This is a genomic window from Planctomycetia bacterium, assembly GCA_015200345.1.
GTDB lineage: Bacteria > Planctomycetota > Phycisphaerae > UBA1845 > UTPLA1 > PLA3.
The window spans coordinates 2,239,187-2,255,686 of the sequence record CP054187.1 but is presented as its reverse complement, the minus strand read 5'-3'; the positions used below and the strand labels follow the sequence as shown (position 1 = coordinate 2,255,686).

The 16,500-nt window shown below is 61.9% G+C and carries 11 protein-coding genes, 1 rRNA gene and 1 pseudogene; 2 read left to right on the top strand and 11 right to left on the bottom strand.

The features are described from left to right. Nucleotides 1-24: 24 nt before the first annotated feature. The 3 genes from HRU71_09250 to HRU71_09240 form a co-directional block, all read right to left on the bottom strand. Nucleotides 25-3,591, bottom strand: coding sequence for a DUF3883 domain-containing protein (locus HRU71_09250; protein QOJ03661.1), 3,567 nt, complete (start codon nucleotides 3,589-3,591; stop codon nucleotides 25-27). 174 nt (nucleotides 3,592-3,765) lie between these two features. Further along, nucleotides 3,766-4,371 carry a hypothetical protein gene (locus tag HRU71_09245; GenBank protein ID QOJ03660.1) on the bottom strand — a complete coding sequence of 202 codons (606 nt, stop codon included), beginning with the start codon at nucleotides 4,369-4,371 and terminating at the stop codon, nucleotides 3,766-3,768. An 81-nt stretch (nucleotides 4,372-4,452) separates the two neighbouring features. Beyond that, nucleotides 4,453-4,674: a hypothetical protein gene (locus tag HRU71_09240; GenBank protein QOJ03659.1), complete on the bottom strand. Its 222-nt coding sequence runs from the start codon at nucleotides 4,672-4,674 to the stop codon at nucleotides 4,453-4,455. A 1,225-nt stretch (nucleotides 4,675-5,899) separates the two neighbouring features. Between HRU71_09240 and HRU71_09235 the strand changes: the two are divergent. Further along, nucleotides 5,900-6,765, top strand: a pseudogene (locus HRU71_09235) (IS5 family transposase). A 408-nt stretch (nucleotides 6,766-7,173) separates the two neighbouring features. Here HRU71_09235 and HRU71_09230 read toward each other — a convergent pair. From HRU71_09230 to HRU71_09205, 6 genes are all read right to left on the bottom strand, one after another. After that, entirely contained in the window at nucleotides 7,174-7,431 is a 258-nt protein-coding gene (locus HRU71_09230; GenBank protein ID QOJ03658.1) for a hypothetical protein, read from the bottom strand. 97 nt (nucleotides 7,432-7,528) lie between these two features. Continuing rightward, complete coding sequence (locus HRU71_09225; protein QOJ03657.1) at nucleotides 7,529-7,996, bottom strand: phage terminase small subunit P27 family; 468 nt, start codon at nucleotides 7,994-7,996, stop codon at nucleotides 7,529-7,531. A 97-nt stretch (nucleotides 7,997-8,093) separates the two neighbouring features. Then, nucleotides 8,094-8,945: a methyltransferase domain-containing protein gene (locus HRU71_09220; protein QOJ03656.1), complete on the bottom strand. Its 852-nt coding sequence runs from the start codon at nucleotides 8,943-8,945 to the stop codon at nucleotides 8,094-8,096. Then, on the bottom strand, nucleotides 8,930-10,246 hold the full coding sequence (locus tag HRU71_09215; GenBank protein ID QOJ03655.1) for a DNA cytosine methyltransferase: 1,317 nt from the start codon (nucleotides 10,244-10,246) through the stop codon (nucleotides 8,930-8,932). The genes HRU71_09220 and HRU71_09215 overlap by 16 nt, the downstream gene beginning before the upstream one ends. Nucleotides 10,247-10,352: 106 nt before the next feature. Then, complete coding sequence (locus tag HRU71_09210) at nucleotides 10,353-10,901, bottom strand: hypothetical protein (GenBank protein ID QOJ03654.1); 549 nt, start codon at nucleotides 10,899-10,901, stop codon at nucleotides 10,353-10,355. A gap of 470 nt (nucleotides 10,902-11,371) precedes the next feature. Further along, nucleotides 11,372-11,533: an HNH endonuclease gene (locus tag HRU71_09205; GenBank protein QOJ04970.1), complete on the bottom strand. Its 162-nt coding sequence runs from the start codon at nucleotides 11,531-11,533 to the stop codon at nucleotides 11,372-11,374. Nucleotides 11,534-12,241: 708 nt separating this feature from the next. On the opposite strand from HRU71_09205, the gene HRU71_09200 reads away from it, so the two are divergent. After that, nucleotides 12,242-12,817, top strand: coding sequence for a hypothetical protein (locus HRU71_09200; protein ID QOJ03653.1), 576 nt, complete (start codon nucleotides 12,242-12,244; stop codon nucleotides 12,815-12,817). Nucleotides 12,818-13,071: 254 nt separating this feature from the next. Here the strand turns inward: HRU71_09200 and HRU71_09195 are convergent. Together HRU71_09195 and HRU71_09190 are read right to left on the bottom strand one after the other, a co-directional pair. Next, nucleotides 13,072-14,655: ribosomal RNA gene (locus tag HRU71_09195) — 16S ribosomal RNA — on the bottom strand. A 723-nt stretch (nucleotides 14,656-15,378) separates the two neighbouring features. Further along, nucleotides 15,379-16,386, bottom strand: a complete 1,008-nt coding sequence (locus HRU71_09190; protein ID QOJ03652.1) for a KpsF/GutQ family sugar-phosphate isomerase — start codon at nucleotides 16,384-16,386, stop codon at nucleotides 15,379-15,381. Nucleotides 16,387-16,500 lie beyond the last annotated feature (114 nt).

The following is a 16,500-nucleotide window of genomic DNA, read 5'->3' as shown; positions in this document are numbered from 1 at the left end:
CTCCAATCTGACCGGAAACGGTCTCTATGATTCCGCCGCGGCGAAGATAGCGTTCTCGTCAATCACGACGCCACCCTTGGCACGGAACAGGAGTTTCTTGAACGGGTCGCGCACCCGCGTAATCTGCGGATGCTGCGACGCACAATTGAACACGGTATAGAGCCAGTAGCCGTCACGCAGGTTGCAGGCCTTAGCCCATTCGTTCTCGGTAACTTCCACGTCGCCGATGGCGGCGCGACCCTTCACCTCGATTGCCCGCCGTTCGCCCGTTGGGTGGATGGAGAGCAGGTCGAAGCCCGGACTGTCTGACAGGCCGGCGGCCCGCGCCTTCGGCGGCGTCGATACATCTCGGACCGTCGCCCCAAGTGCCTGCTCGTACGCTGTGGCGACCTGCATGGCGACCGCCTCGACCTCGCCATCGTGACGCTTGCGGTCTTCGGGATCGCTCGACGGAACTACCAAGGCGTGCGCGAGGAATCGAATCTCGCCGGGCACGATCTCAGCCGGTTCGGCCCGCAGCGCTGCGACGGCCGCATCCCGGCGGTCGGCGAGCGTCCGCTGCTGTTGCTTGATGGCTTCCACAGCCGCGCGCGCCTTGGCGTCGCCGGCGCGAACACGGTCAGTCAAGCGGGCCCGGTGACTGGCCAACTCCGCATCCTGGGAGTTGTAACCCCGCATGAGGAACTCTTCGCGCTCGGCGAGCGAGTCGAGCAGCGCCCTTTGTCGGGCGGCGGCAAGCGGCTCCGCCAGCTTTTCAGTTGCATACTGCGTTGTGCGGATCATCGACTCATCCGCGGCCATCGCAACGCGGGCAAACTCGGGCGGGAATCGGTCGCTCCCGCGGAGCAGCAGGAGATACTCGACGGGGCATTCCTCGATTACGCCGGCTTCGTCCTTAAGGCCGACCAGGCGGCATTCCAACATTTCGGCGTCAACATCAGCCCCAGTGGCCGACGCCGCCCTGCGTACGACGCTGAGCTCCAGCAGATGCACGATGTAGGCTCGCTCCGCCGTGGGATCAATGAAGATGCCACCACGCCGAGCGTCGGCAGCGAACCGATCGAGCACGACCGCGCGCAGTCGCTCGAACAGCGGCTCACCCGGATGGAGGAAGATCGCGTCGTCCGCGTCTTTAGGCCGGTGAATTGTCAGCCGTTCGCGCGCTTCTTCGGGGTAGGTCTCAAGCACCGACCAGAGCAGATCGAGCCCCGCCGTCCGTCCCGGTCGCAGAGCGAAGAAGCCATCGAGATCACCCTCAATGCTGAAGTCCAGCTGCGCGGCGGCACGCTCGACGAAGCCACGCACATATCCTGGTAGGAGTCGGCGAAACGCTTCGACCTGCGCCTCGTCGCGCAGCCGTGGCAGTTCCCGCTTCACATCACCGCCGTCACCGAACAGTCGCTTCTCACGTGCCTCCAAAGCCTCGATTTGCTCCCTTGTCAGCGTGCCCTCGATTTTCCTCTCGGCTTCCGACGCGCCTTCCTCCGTCAGGCACTGCGCCATCAGCGCGGTCATGGACACGTTTTCGTACGTGCGGCCGATGACATCAAAGACCTTGTCGGAGCCGAGTTCCCGGCGCATCGCTTCCAACTTGCGGAGCTGCGTGGCCTGCACGCGGCCTTCGCGCGTTTTTCCGGCGACAAGATTCACGATGATGACAGGATCGTGTTGCTGCTTATAGCGGTGAATGCGCCCCATTCGCTGTTCGAGACGAGCGGGGTTCCAGGGTATGTCGTAGTTCACCATCAGCCAGCAAAATTGCAGGTTGATTCCTTCGCCGGCCGCGTCGGTGGCCACGAGGTATTGCGCACCGTCTGGCTTCCGAAATTGTTCGACTTGCCGCTCGCGCACCTTGTAGTCCATGCCCCCGTGCAGGAAGGCGATTTTGTCGGTGAACCCGAGGGCTTCGAGCCGCTGGCCTAGCCATTCCAGCGTGTCGCGATGTTCGGTGAATACAATGAGCTTTTCGTCCCGGAACTTCGGGTCTGTCAGAATCTCCCGTAGTTTCTCAAATTTCGATTCGTGCCCAGTGGCGAGGACGGCTTCGGCGAGGCTTAGCAGTCGCCCGACTTCCGCGCGCTCTGCCTCAAGCTCGCCAAGGGATGTGTAAACGATCGCCTGAAGCAGCTTTTCCTCCGCGATCTCATGCCGCTCCTGCCCCTCGTCATTCGCATCGTCGTCGGCGGTTGTGCTGTCGAACGGATCTTCCAGCTCGTCCAGCCGCCGCTGAGCGGCGAGCATTTGCTCCGGCGTTACGCGCCCCGCGCGCAGCTCCGAGATAAAGTTATCCAGACGAGCAAGGCGCCGTTCGAATGACCTCATTAGCGCGTAGGTCGAACTGGTCAATCGTCGCTGAAACACGCTCATAGCGAGTCGCGCGGCGGAGCGGTTTAGAATCTGAGCACGGTTGTAGAAAGCGGTCATGTAGGCCGTCGTCTGGTCGTACAACGCTTGCTCGCTGACGCCGCCTTGGGTCAAGTCGAAGCTGAGCGTGCTCGATTCGCGCGTCGGATACAGCGGTCGACCATCCAAATGCACCATTTCTTCCTTGGTTCGCCGGATGAATCGTTTTGCTCGCGCGTCCCGCGGGTAAGCGTTGAATGCGTCGACGGTCGGCAGAACCTCCGGTTCAAGCAGCCGCCAAAGGCAGTAGTACGGAAAGTCCTTCCCCATGTGCGGCGTCGCCGTGAGCAACAGGAGGTGCTGCGCCGCCCATCGAAGCGACCAGCGTACGTCTCCGGTGTGAATTCCCGCAAGCGCCTCCGCGAGCCTGTAGCGGTCCGTACGCCGGACTGAGAGATCAGCCTCGCGGTCCGCGGACAGCTTGTGCGCCTCGTCAAAAATCACTAGGTCGTATGGCTCGACCGACTGTTCTTGCAGCCGCCCAAACATGCGATCCCCACCGAGCGTATCCACGCTGCAAATCAGGTGATCACTTTCGGCCGTTGCGAATGGGTTGTCGATACGTGCGTCAGCGCCGCGAACGACCTTGAAATTCAGACTAAAGAGCGTGCGAAGCTCCCGCTCCCAGTTTCCAACCAGCCCCGCAGGTGGCACAACGAGGACGCGCCGAATGAGGCGCCGCGCCAACATTTCGCGGATGTACAGTCCCGCCATGATCGTCTTGCCAGCACCGGCATCATCCGCGAGCAGAAACCGCAAGCGCGGCTGCGGAAGCATGTGCTCATACACAGCAATGCGCTGGTGCGGCAGCGGATCGATGAGCGAGATTTCTGTGGCGAATGTCGGATTGAAGAGATGGCCGAATGAGAGTCGCTCAGCCTCGGCGAATAGCCTCACCCGGTCAGGCGACGTAAGAAAGTCCGTAGTAGGGTTGGCAGGCGTCGAGTGCTCTCGGATGCCAGGCATGGCACCGGCGCCGCCCACCCCTGAAGATTCAAGCCGCAGAAGTTGCTGCCATGCTAGCGCGCCTGGTTTCGCCTGTCCGTTCTCCCAGCGGTTAACGGAAGCAAACGAAACACCGAGCTGTTCCGCAAGTTCGACTTGGGTCAGGCCCAGCTTTTCGCGGAGACGCCGAATCCGGTCGGGGTAGTCGGCACCAGCGGATTTGTCACGTATCGCACGCATCATACTTGCGCATGATAGCGTCACAATTCAACCGGTCAAGAAAATATGCTCGCGTGTTCTTATAAGATTGGTACTGCACATGCTATATTGCGATCAGTAACTATTATGTATCAAGTGTTTATGATCACCAAAAATTTGATCTATGTCTTGTGTATTTTGGCCAAATCGAGCCAAGCATCAATTCACGCCTACTTGATGGATTGTCGAAATGATCTCCCGTCCTGCGATTCTTCGATGCCGATTCACCGTTGTGACCAATTGCGCGAGTTGTCGGCGAATAGTGGCACAACGTGGAAACATGAACGACCTGATCATTGTGTCGACGGCCACCACGTCGCCGCGAGAAACAGCCGATACTGCCACACGGCGGATCTCTTCGTAACGGTCAGGCGAGATTCTCACCGATGCATGCCACTGCCCATCACGCCCCTTACGGCATCCGATACTGTAGCTGGCGAATTTAATCGGCGCACGGCGCACATCGCGAATTGACGCATTCTCTCGCTCAAAGAACTCGTGCCAGCCCTTCGTCGCCAGAAGCACGAAGAATCGCTCGTGCCGCAGGTATTGCATGTTCGCCAGGCCTTGCTTCTTTCGCCGGCAGCGCGCCCACTTTGACATGGCGATACCGTACCGGTCAATCAGCTTCGCATCGATGGCGTCCGGATCTTTGCCCTCCGGAATCTCCCCAGCGACATAGAACCAGTAGCCGTGTGTGATGTACGCGACGGCAAGCTGCTGGACGAAGCCTGCGACAGATGTCGCTACGCACCGATATTCCATACGTTCCCTTCCTCCTTCAAAATGGCGGGTTGTTCTGGCACAACCCGCGAAGCCGTTTGAAAACCTCCTTTCGTTCAAGCGTCAATCCTCCTTCAGACCCGGCCCGCAGAACTCCAGCAGTTCGCGGAGTTCCTGCTCGGTCGGCTCCCTGCCACAATCCTCTTGATAGCACGCCACGATGCGCGCCCGCACGTCGGGCGGGATGTTCGACGTTTCCGGCCAACATCGCTCATCGAATTCGTCGATGATGTCAGCCGGACTGTCGCCGATGACCCCGCCGCTCCCCGTGCGCCACCAACCCATGTGAATCACCTCCTTTCGCTCGAAACCAAATCCTCTTCCACGCCGTGCCTGCGGGTCGCCCCGCATGTCCCGGCTCAGCGCGCGGAAAACCACCTCCTTTCGACGAACTACCTCGCTTGCTACGTGTGAGTCCTGCTTTGTCTGAATCGGCCCGTGCTCGCGCAATAAGGCATTTGGTCGCTCCATCGCCTGCGACTTCACCGCTTACGCAGCCCGCGCTAGATTCATTCATTGCAGTTGCTCAACACGTAGCAACACGCATTCATCGTTGTGCTTCATGCACACAAGTTCCCGACTTCATTCCGGAAATCGGCGTGCCTCGCACGACGATCATCGCAACCGTGTTCGCATAGCGGTTGCGGGCAAAAACCGTCGATCCATTGGCGGGTACACCCCGTCTGTGGATCGTCATTCTGCTGCCAAACGACGGCCCTCTCCCGAGGGTCCTCGTTTGACCGCATTGGCTGTCTTCCGACCCATCGATAGCGGGCCGGGGCGGATCTTTCCTGCCCCGGCGCCGCACCGACACGTCTGCAAACATGGGAAATTGCTCGTCGGCCCTTTCGTCGTCGATCTTGTGCCCGGCACCACCCGTTGGCACTCGAACGGCATCGCGACTGCCTTGCCGCTTTGCCACCACGCTTCCGCGTGCTCCTACTGAGGCCCCGCTCCCAGACTCCGGCGTTTTAAGCACCCGCGTGACATTACGCGGGCACCGGGCATCACCCCGGCTGCCAGAGCCCTTCCCCGGTTAGAACCAGTCTCCAATCGATCGTTCACGTCGCTTGACCTGGAAGCACCATGTGCGTCTCTCCCGCATGGGTTGCTCACATCGCTGTATGCCGACGGTTTCCACCATCGACATCGTTTCGTCCACCAGGTTGGCGAACGATTTCGGGGTACGAATCTAGAAGCTCCCCTTACCCGTCAGCGAAGGTCTTTCTATCGCAGTTCGGCACGTCTCCGATCGATCTCACCCAGAAGCGGTTTCCCGCCTTTCGCAGTTGAGCTTTTCACCATCCGCCGCTTGAAACGGAATGCCGACGCTTATCATCGCGCCGGTCGCCTGCGTCACCGCAGACAAGCTCCCTGCCCGGGCTGGCGTTGAACGGGCCGCTGCCGCACTCGCGTGCGTCAGACGGTCCCGAACCCCGCAGGGGGATTAGGCTCTGTCTGAAAATGCAGGAATCGGTCGATAGAAGGAGCGTCGACAGGAGGTTGACGCATGAAACGGCACGAGGTCACGGATGACCAGTGGGAGTTCGTGAGAGCCCTGATACCGCGAAAGGCGGCGTCGGTCGGGAGACGGCCGCGCGATCCCCGGACGATGTTGAATGGCATGCTCTGGATTCTGCGTACCGGGGCACCCTGGCGTGATCTGCCGGAGCGGTTCGGCCCGTGGCAAACGGTGTACGACTACTTCCGGAACTGGCGGAGCGCGGGTGTGTTTGACCAAGTCTTGCGGGCGTTGCAGATTCGGCTCGACCGCGACGGCCGAATTGACTGGGACCTGTGGTGCGTGGATGGCTCGAACGTGCGGGCCGCGCGCTGCGCGGGCGGAGCTGACAAAAAAGTCTCGAACGCCACGCCGAGGAGCCGGAAGACCACGCATTGGGCCGCAGCCGCGGCGGATTCGGGAGCAAGTTCCATCTGGTCACTGACGGTGGCGGCCTGCCGCTGACCGCCGAGGTGACGGCCGGACAGGTTCACGAATCGACGCGGGTCGAATCGGTGATGAACGGGATTGCGATTCCGCAGCCGCTGGGCCGTCCGCGCCAACGTCCGCGGCGTCTGGCCGGCGACAAGGGATACAGCTATCCGCGCGTGCGTGACTGGCTGCGGGCCTGCCGGATCAAGCCGGTGATTCCGCAGCGCGAGGACCAGCGCCAGCGGCATCGCGGCATTCCAATGGACTTTGACCGCCGCGCCTATCGGAGACGATCGACCATCGAGTGCTGCGTGGGCTGGCTGAAGGAATGTCGCCGCATCGCCATGCGATTCGAGAAGCTGGCCATCAGCTTCCTGGCGATGCTCAAACTCGCCATGATCGAGCGATGTCTTCGCATGACTCAGTTTTCAGACAGGGCCTAGTCCACCTGTTATGTTAGTCCAACACCGTTCACAGCACACGCTGTGGGCGGGCGGAGCGCAGTGAGCGGAGCGAACGGAGCGGTGCCTGCCCACAGCGGATCGCCGTATCATTGCGCCGCGGCGTCAGCCACGGTCAAATCCAGTTCTCCTGCACGGTGTCACGACTGACGCGAGTACAGTGAATGCGCTCCTCACCCTGGCCAGCGCCAAGCACTACGGAATAGCCGCAGAACGACTTCGGAGCGCGCCGACAGAAATCTAGCAGCCACTCGCAGTCCCGTCTCGCATCGCGGTGCGACTTGGCTCGTTTCCACTCGATGATTCGCAGCGGCCAGTTTTTCGGCACTAGCTTTTCGTCTGGCGCAGGCATTCGGTCCCAGCACGTCATGCCAGGCTTACCCCAAATCACTAGGTCTTTGTTGACATGCACCTTCGCCTTGTCCCCGAGTCGCCTATCTGCGGCACGGCTACTTCAATTCCGATTTGTGTGGCGTCGGACAGGATGGTTCGCGGACGACAATGCTTCTGCAAGAAACCAAGCACATAGAGGCTCACGGCTTCCTTCTCACGCCCGAACCATGCGTGATGGTCAATCCACTCGGCGAATTCCAAGAGGCTCGATTGAATGATGCTGTCCAGTTCATCGGGCTTGCGCTGTTGCGCCATGACTAGGACCCTCCCTTGGCGTGCCTTCAATCACTCATCGATTCTGCTCTTGGTGCATGCAACTACACCATGCTATGCCAATGCATTGCCATCCACTTCACGTCGGAAAGAACCGATTCTTCGGATCCTCCGGATTGCTCACGCGCCGCGGGACGGTCGTGACCCGGCTGCGGCTGCTGGGCGTCATGCCGTACTCGACGCAGAACTTGTGCATCTGCTCCAGCGCCTTGTTAGCGATCGCAAGGTACGGGCTGGGCAGCGGGAACTTTTTGTCCGGCGAGAGCACCACCGGCCCGTACTTCTGCAACTGCCGCTCGGCGTACTGCCATCGGCTGTAGGCCTGGCAGTAACCCGCGAGCAAAGTTCCGTCGATCTCGCTCAAGATGCCACTTCGGTCCAGCAGCACCGTCACGCGCTGCCACTCGCCGCGCGCCGCCTCATCGAGGAACTCCGGACACAACGGGATCGCCCGCGCTGGCTGGGGCTCGTTGTCGTTCAGCGGCCGCTTGCCGGGATTGCCGCGCGCCCGCTTGATCGCCGTCGGGATGGGTTTGCGGCCGCGCATGGTCAGGCTCCATCGGCCGCGCCAAGCGCCACGAGATGGCGGTGCGTCCCCTCGCGCCGGATCGCTTCGCGCGGTGTAGCGACAACGTCAATCCCACTCACTTCACCGCCACCCACGCCGCGAAGTTCATCCACCGCCAGAAGCACTCGACCTGACCGAAGCCCGCGCTGTGGAGCAGGTCTTCGTTCCACTTGGCAGCCACCGGCACCAGCACGCCCTCCAGCGCCGCCTTCTTGCGTTCGATCTCCTCGCACGAATAGCCGTGCGCGGCCTTGAGACGGTAATACTCCTCAGTCAACAGGCCATCGACCCCGGCCGAGGAGCCGAGCACCTTCTCGACGAGGATCACCGCCCCACCCTTGACCGTCCGGTCATACATGTCGCGCAGCACGCGCGCACGATGCTCGATGGGAATGAACTGGAGCGTGAGCACGCACAACGTCAGGCTCGCGGCGACCGGTGGATAGCTCTTGCGAAGGTCCAGGTCACGGATGTCCACCACCCCGCAGTCGATGTAGCCCTTGAACCGATGGCGGCAGGCCGCCAGCATCGGGGCCGAGACCTCGACGCCGAGGAACCGGTTCAGCGCCCCGAACCGGTCGATGAACGGCGCGAGCGCTTCCCCGCGCGAACAGCCCAGGTCCACGATGGCCGTCCCCGGTTGGACATACCGGCAGCCGACATCGAACACGGCCTTGCGCATGACGTCATACTGCGGAATCGACCGGGCCAGCATGTCATCAAAGACGCGGGCGACTTCCTCGTTAAACGACCAGCGGCCGTCAGCTTGAACGTGGTCAATCGCCTCGGGCACGTTGACGTCGCTGCGCTGCGGCGCTTCGGGTGTTGGCGATGGCTCTATCGTGGCGCACGCGGTCGAGTTGCTGTCGCTGAACGCGCGCGGAGTCGTTGGGGGCGCTTGTGTGATAGGAATTACTTCCGTTTGCATAGGATTCCATCCCTGACGGCTCGGGCAATGTGAGACATCATCACCGGCGGCACAGCCCGCCCGAGCCGCTCCCATTGCTGGGCGTAGCTGCCGGTCAATTGAAAGTCATCCGGGAAGCCGCAGAGGCGCTTGAGCTCCGCGATGCTGAATTTGCGCCGCTCGGTCGGATGGACCACGCTCGCAGCGCCGGTGATGCCGCCGGTCTGCGTGACGGTCGGGCACGGCCGGTCGATGCGCGGCTTGATGAAGTTGAGGTAACGCCCCTTCTGGCCCGCCCCGAGGCGATCCCACTCCTTGCCGATGGCGTAGCCGGTGATGTCGCTCTCGGATTCGACGTGCGGCGCGGTGAGTTCGCCTGACTCGCGCGGCGTGACGACCTGGTAGTGATACGAGTTGCAGCCATCGACGCCGACGGTGATTGTCGGGCAGGGCCCATCGGTGAAGTCCTTCGCCGGCCGGTTGCCGCGCGTGTCGTGGATCAGGCGCGTACCGCCGCGCATCGCCTCGACCAGTTCCAGCCCCTGCGTGTTGTTCGCCGGATTCCGCGCCATCGACGCCGAGACGGTCGGGCTGGGCGCATCGGCAGTTCGCCAGTTCGCGCCATACTTGCCACGCACAATCCACGGCAGCGCTTCGCGCACGCTGTAGCGATAGGGCAGCGGTTTTGGGAACACGGGGTCCATTCCCAAATCATTCCGCACGCCGATGAAGATCAGCCGCTGGCGCGCCTGCGGCACGCCCAGCCACTGCGCATCGAGCAAGCGGGACGCCACGCGATAGCCGCAGGCTTTGAGCGCTGCGAGCACTTCAAGGTAGTAGCCCTTGGCCACTCCCTTCACCAACCCGCTGACGTTCTCGGCGACGAAGACCTTTGGTTGGATCCCCTTGAGCAGGCGCGCGTATTCGTGGAAGAGGTCATCGGCGCGCTGCTGGGTGTCGCTGTACTTCTTGACCTTGCCCCAGTCCTCCGCGCGGTTGCCGGCCGTGCTGAACGAAGCACACGGCGGCGAGCCATCCAGCAGGTCCAACTCGCCCGCCCTCATGCCGATGGCCGAAAGCACTTCCTCCGGCTTGATCATCCGAATGTCGCGCGCATCCATCACCGCGCCGGGATGGTTGGCTGCGTAAGTCTCGCGTGCGGCCGGAATGAACTCGTTGGCCCAGATCACGCGAATGCCCGCCATCCGATAGCCGAGGCAACTGCCGCCGCAGCCAGCGAAGAGCGAGATGGCGCGATAGCCGCTGTCCGGCACCGCCGCAATCTCGGCCATCGACGGCACGCGGTAGGGCGGCTTCACCATCGCCGCGGAGATTGAGCGCCTCGCGGGCTCGGCAGAGCTCGACGGCGCAGCACGACGCGCAAGCCTCCGTGTCGCAATCTGCGTGGGTCGCGATGTCGCGCGCTGTTTAGTTGCCTTCATGGGCTTCACCGTTTGCGTCATCACTCACCCCGCCCGGCGAGCCGCTCCACCGGTAGCCGCACTTCGGGCAGCAGTAGGCGGTTTCAAGGGATTCATCGATTTCCTTGAACTCCGCCGGAGCGATCGCCTCAGCCACCTTCGACGTCATGCCTTCCCACATCGCTGACAGGGCCGCGCTGTCGGTCTTCAACCCGGCAAGCAGGGCATCCAACTGCGTTGGGTCGCTGCCGGCCATTGCTGCCAATGAATCGAGCGAGGCCAGCAGCTTTGCGGCTTCGTCGTCATTCAAGTCCACGACCAGCACCGGCACGCGCGTATTCGGCGTCGTCTCGGCGCGGAGATGGCCATCGAGCAATTGATAGGTCTTGTCGGGCAACTGCCGTGCGATCAGCGCATCGGCGTAGCCGACCTCGCAGAGAATCCCCTGCAAGGCCTCGCGCTGCGCTTGCGTGTGGATGCGCCAGTTCTGGGGATGCGGCCGCAGGTCCGCGGCCTTGATGCGCTTCAGTCCCGTGATCCGGTCCTTGATCTTCATGGTCTCCATCCTTGGAGTTGTGTCACGTGTCACGCTGTCACGGACAAGAGTTCAACGGAATGCAGCAGTGCTTCGGCCCGATTCGCCGCGCGTGAAAAGCAACGCGACAATTATACGTTCGGCGTCGACGCGAAGCGAGAAAAATCTGCCCCCCCCAGGGGAATTTCGCGGAAAAAAATGCGCTACTGGGGGGACGGTCCACGGAGGTTCAGTGCTAGAGATTCGACACCCCCCTCCGGGGGCGTGGACACTCCTGCGTGTCATCGTCATGCGCCGACGGTCGTCTTAATGCACCCTGCGTCATCGACGTGCGCTGCGTGTCGCCTTCCTGCGCGTATGCATCGCCTGAAGTTCATCGCGCGCGAACAATCTGGCGCAAGCGATCGCACACTAGCAATCTCGCTCGATGTCCTTCTCGTCCGCGTGTTGACTTGCTTGATTCACCCGATGCGCAGGTTGCGTGTGAAGCCCTACCGGCCCGATGCCGTCTTGCGGCTGTGGCACGGCCCGCAGAGGCCCTGGAGGTTCTCCAGCGTGTCCGGCCCGCCCGCGCGCTTGGGGAGGATGTGATCGACATCGGTGGACGCCGCCCTGCCGCAGGCGCGGCAGACCGGATCGCGTTTGAGGACCACGAGCCGAAGGCGCTGCCATCTCCGACCGTAGCCGCGCCGGGCAGCGCTGGCGCGCGTGCCGACGACTCGCGTGATGCCGTCCAGCGCCTTCCCGCTTTGTCCGCCGCCGCTCCGCGCGGGGCTACCTTTCAGCGTGGTGCCTCGGCGCTGCTTGCGATGCCGCTCGCAGTACCGCTCCGGCGATGCCACGCCGCAGCCCGGCTCCGCGCAGGGATAAAAGATCCCGCCCGCCATCATGCCTGCTCCCCAGCCGCTGTCGAGCAGCCTTCGCCGCCGTCTCGCTGCCTGCTCGCGGTGTCCTCGCCATCCGCCCCGCTGAACGCCCGGACCATGCCGACGATCCCGGCTCGAACGGCTTCCGGCAACGACGGCCACGCACGACAGATCAGCGTGAGGTCCGCGTCATCAATCGCGGGAGAGGTAGCTTCGGAGGCGGCTTCCGGCGAATCCGGTAAGAAAGAGGGTAAGCGCTCGTGTAAGTCGCGTGTCGATAAGGACTCCCTCCGGTTTTGTAAACCGCAGGTCATCGGTTCGAGCCCGATCGGCGGCTGTCAAACTAATCCTCGCCGCCCCCCGGCCCTCCAGAAAGGAGACGGAAAAGTAGAATGTCCCCTTCAAACTCCTCCTGACGACCTTCCCGCTGGTCAAGCAGGAGGTCAGGGACGCCGCCTTGCAGGCCTACCGCGACGTCGAGAAAGAGAGGATCCAATGATCGAGAACAACCCGTCCAACGTGTCGTCGGCGTTCGAGATCCTGCTGGAGGAAGTTGAGGCCGAGATCGACTTCGTCAACGGCGCCGGCAGCCGGGCGTTCGAGAAGCGCGATTACGATCGTGCGCGGGAAGCCCTGGAACGGGCCGGCGTGCTGACGGCTTTCCGCGACCGCGTCGCCGCGCTACGCAGGGAGTGGGACGAGCTGGCCGCCGCGGCCGAACGCGACGAGGACGAGGAAACCCGGTCCGCGCGCCGCAACCTGGGCAAGCTCCGCAGGGGCGTGCGCACGCCGGAGGCGGCGTACTACCGCCCCATCCTGACGGTGCTCGCACGTATGGGCGGCTCGGGGAAGGTGGCCGACGTGCTGGAGCAGGTGCGGGAGATGATGAAGCCGGTGCTCAAGGAGGTGGACTATCAGCCGCTGGCCCGCGGCCCGGACAACCCACGCTGGCGTAACGCGGCCCAGTGGGCGCGGAACTACATGATCAAAGACGGATTGCTGAAGGCCGACTCGCCCCGCGGCGTGTGGGAGATCAGCGACAAGGGCCGGGCGCTGCTGGAATCGTCCTGAAGCGCGATGCTTCGTCGTTCAATCCATGTTTACCGAAGAAGTTCGGTGTTAGAAAAAACAAAAACGCCCGGCGGCGATTGCTCGCGCACCGGGCGTTTTGGTTATTAAAAGAAAACAGAGATTGCCGGGGCGGGTTGTCTCCAACCTGCCGCCACCGCCGCGTTGGCTTTCGCCAAATCGACGATGTCAAAAATGTGCTGACCTGTTCGGTGCGAGGCAGGCCCGAAGGCGTGCGTCGCATCCGTCTAGGAATCCCCTAGAAAGGAGGTGATCCAGCCGCAGGTTCCCCTACGGCTACCTTGTTACGACTTAGTCCCAGTCACCGGTCTTACCGTCGGCCGTCGCCTCCTTGCGGTTGGCTAAACGGACTTCGGGTACTACCAGCTCCCATGACTTGACGGGCGGTGTGTACAAGGCTCAGGAACACATTCACCGCGTCATTGCTGATACGCGATTACTAGCGATTCCAGCTTCATGCAGGCGAGTTGCAGCCTGCAATCCGAACTGAGGGATGTTTTCTGCGATTTGCTCCACCTCGCGGTCTCGCGTCGCTTTGTACCATCCCATTGTATGACGTGTGCAACCCCGGGCATAAAGGCCATGAGGACTTGACGTCGTCCCCACCTTCCTCCGGTTTAACACCGGCAGTCTCGCTAAAGTGCCCGCCATTACGCGCTGGCAACTAGCGACAAGGGTTTCGCTCGTTAAGGGACTTAACCCGACACTTCACAGCACGAGCTGACGACAGCCATGCAGCACCTGTGCTGGCTCCACGGCAAGCCGCGTCATTCTGCTTTCACAGAACTAATTCCAGCATGTCAAACCCGGGTAAGGTTCTTCGCGTTGCTTCGAATTGAGCCACATCATCCACCGCTTGTGTGAGCCCCCGTCAATTCCTTTGAGTTTTAGCCTTGCGGCCGTACTCCCCAGGCGGCGCACTTATCGCTTTTGTTTCGGCACGTACCACGTCAGAGTGGTGCATACCTAGTGCGCATCGTTTACGGCGTGGACTACCGGGGTATCTAATCCCGTTTGCTACCCACGCTTTCGCGTCTCAGCGTCAGGACAGGCCCAGTGCTCCGCTTTCGCCACGGGCGTTCCTCTCGATATCTACGCATTTCACCGCTCCACCGAGAGTTCCAAGCACCCCTACCTGCCTCAAGCAAGGCAGTATACCAAGCGATTCCTCCTTTGAGAGAAGGGCTTTCACAAAGTACTTACCTCGCCGCCTACACGCGCTTTAAGCCCAGTGATTCCGAACAACGCTTGCCTCACCCGTATTACCGCGGCTGCTGGCACGGGTTTAGCCGAGGCTTTTTCTGGAATAGATCCGCTCGCCGGATTGTTCGTCCGACTTGCTTTCAGCTTCCTAAAAGGAGTTTACATCCCGAGGGACTTCATCCTCCACGCGGCGTCGCTCCGTCAGGCTTGCGCCCATTGCGGAATATTCGTTACTGCAGCCATCCGTAGATGTCCGGGCAGTGTCTCAGTCCCGATGTGGCCGAACAACCTCTCAGTCCGGCTACCCGTCGTCGCCTTGGTGAGCCATTACCTCACCAACTAGCTGATAGGAAATAGGCCGCTCCCAGGCCGGTAGGCCCGAAGGTCCCCACCTTATGGTCAACAATGGATGCCCATCGTTGACATCACCAGGTATTACCGTCACTTTCGCAAAGGGCTTGCGCCCGACGTTATCCCTGTGCCCGGGGTACGTTACCTATTCATTACTCACCCGTCCGCCACTATACACTCATATTGCTACAAGTGTATCGTACGACTTGCATGTCTTAGCCACGCCGCCAGCGTTCGTTCTGAGCCAGGATCAAACTCTTCACTTTACTTATCGAACAACATCCGCCGGTCACCCGGCGGCTGTCGAATTCGACTAAAGGCTCAAACGCTCATCTGCTCACGAGAATTTGAAAAACAGCCGGCTGCGATTCGCAACCGACCGCACACCCAATCTCGACCAAAACGCCGGGCTGTGAACCCCGACGCCACGCGGCCGAGTTGTGGGATCAAGGCATTCCTCCGGGAATAGCAGCCCGAAAGACGCCCCACATTCTCGCGGCAATCTCTGTTTACTTGTCAAAGAGCAGCGCGACCCAGCCAGCACGAAACCGACCCGACCGCCCGGCGCTTCCGCCGGTTCCGACAGCCGTGCTGCCGGCCCCGATCACTTCAAACCCGTGACGGGTTCGCCGTGCCGAGCAACACAAGGTAACACAACGATTTGTCGTGTCAACCCCACTATTGGAGAATTTGTCAGGCTTTTTTTCGCCGTTTTCCGGCCATTTTCGACCGGCCGACAAAAAATCCGGTGCAAGGAAAAGAGCGGAGCCACTCGCAACGCCGCCGTTTTCAAAAACCCCATGGCAAACCTCGCCAAGCGGGCACAGCAGCAAGTGACCCGGCTGTTGCCCTCACGCCGGACCTTTTCTCCAATGAGAATATAGCTCGCCTTTGTGAGGCGTCAAGGGGGCAACACCTTTACTCAACAGACAGGCGGCCGACAACTATAAGCCATTATGAGACAGATCCTTATGTGCCGTTGTTGCGGGCTAACCCAACCCCGCGCGGACGAGATCCTGCAACCGAATGATCCCTGTGGGCCTGTCGCCATCTTCCGAAACAACCAGCACGGTAATTTCGCTCTCGCGCATGATGCGCAGGCAATCGACGGCCAGCATCGACGGCGGCACGGTCGAGCATTTGACCGGTGTCTCGTTCGGATCGCGCCGGCTTTGCCGCCATGCTTCGTGCGCGGACAGCTTGCCGGGCGATTCGCACCGCATGAGCAGGCGTCGAAGGTCGCCGTCGGTGAACACGCCGATCAGCTTGCCGCCTGCGTCGACGACGCACGTCATGCCCAGCCGCTTGCCGGTCATCTCCATCAGCAAATGGTTGAATGAGACGTTTGACTCAACGCGCGGCATCTCGCTGCCGCCGTGCATCAGGTCGGCCGCCCGCAACAAGAGCTTTCGCCCGAGGCTGCCTTCAGGATGGAACCTCGCGAACGCCGCTTCATCAAAGCCGCGCGCGTCCAGCAGCGCCATCGCCAGCGCATCGCCCAGCGAAAGCATCATCAAGGTGCTCGTGGTCGGCGCGAGCGCCAGCGGCCCCGCCTCCGGCCGCACCGGCAGCGCCAGCACAATCTCTGACAATTCTACAAGTGGCGATTTTTGTCCGCCGGCCGGCGATTCGCAGATCGAGATGACGTGCCCACCCACGCGGCGGAAGTGGCCGACAAACTTGACCAGCTCCTCGGTGTGGCCGCTCTTGGACAGCGCGATCAGCACCGATTTCGCGCCGACCGCGCCGAGGTCGCCATGCACCCCCTCCACGGGATGCATGAACATCGCCGGCGTGCCGGTGCTGGCCAGTGTCGCGGCGATCTTGCGCGCGATCAGCCCGCTCTTGCCGATGCCGGTCACGATCGTCGGGTCGGGGGCCGCGCGGATGAGCTCCACGGCGCGTTGCAGCGGCTCGCCGACGCAATCCGCCAGTGCGCGAAGCGCGTCGGATTGCTCGTTGATGATCTGCCGGGCGAGTTGGATGGAGTCTTTCACGCAGATTCACCGGGCGATTCATCCCGGGTCGCGCCGGGCGGGCCGGGCAGGAAACTCAAATCAACCGAACGTGATTCGAAGAATCCGCGCCCGGCGGCGTGCCTCCTCATGGGG

Coding starts and splice junctions, on each gene's coding strand:
- HRU71_09215 (QOJ03655.1), bottom strand. CDS start 10,246: ATGGTGAAGCCGCCCTACCGCGTGCCGTCGATGGCCGAGATTGCGGCG.
- HRU71_09250 (QOJ03661.1), bottom strand. CDS start 3,591: ATGATGCGTGCGATACGTGACAAATCCGCTGGTGCCGACTACCCCGAC.
- HRU71_09200 (QOJ03653.1), top strand. CDS start 12,242: ATGATCGAGAACAACCCGTCCAACGTGTCGTCGGCGTTCGAGATCCTG.
- HRU71_09245 (QOJ03660.1), bottom strand. CDS start 4,371: ATGGAATATCGGTGCGTAGCGACATCTGTCGCAGGCTTCGTCCAGCAG.
- HRU71_09230 (QOJ03658.1), bottom strand. CDS start 7,431: ATGGCGCAACAGCGCAAGCCCGATGAACTGGACAGCATCATTCAATCG.
- HRU71_09220 (QOJ03656.1), bottom strand. CDS start 8,945: ATGCAAACGGAAGTAATTCCTATCACACAAGCGCCCCCAACGACTCCG.
- HRU71_09225 (QOJ03657.1), bottom strand. CDS start 7,996: ATGCGCGGCCGCAAACCCATCCCGACGGCGATCAAGCGGGCGCGCGGC.
- HRU71_09240 (QOJ03659.1), bottom strand. CDS start 4,674: ATGGGTTGGTGGCGCACGGGGAGCGGCGGGGTCATCGGCGACAGTCCG.
- HRU71_09210 (QOJ03654.1), bottom strand. CDS start 10,901: ATGAAGATCAAGGACCGGATCACGGGACTGAAGCGCATCAAGGCCGCG.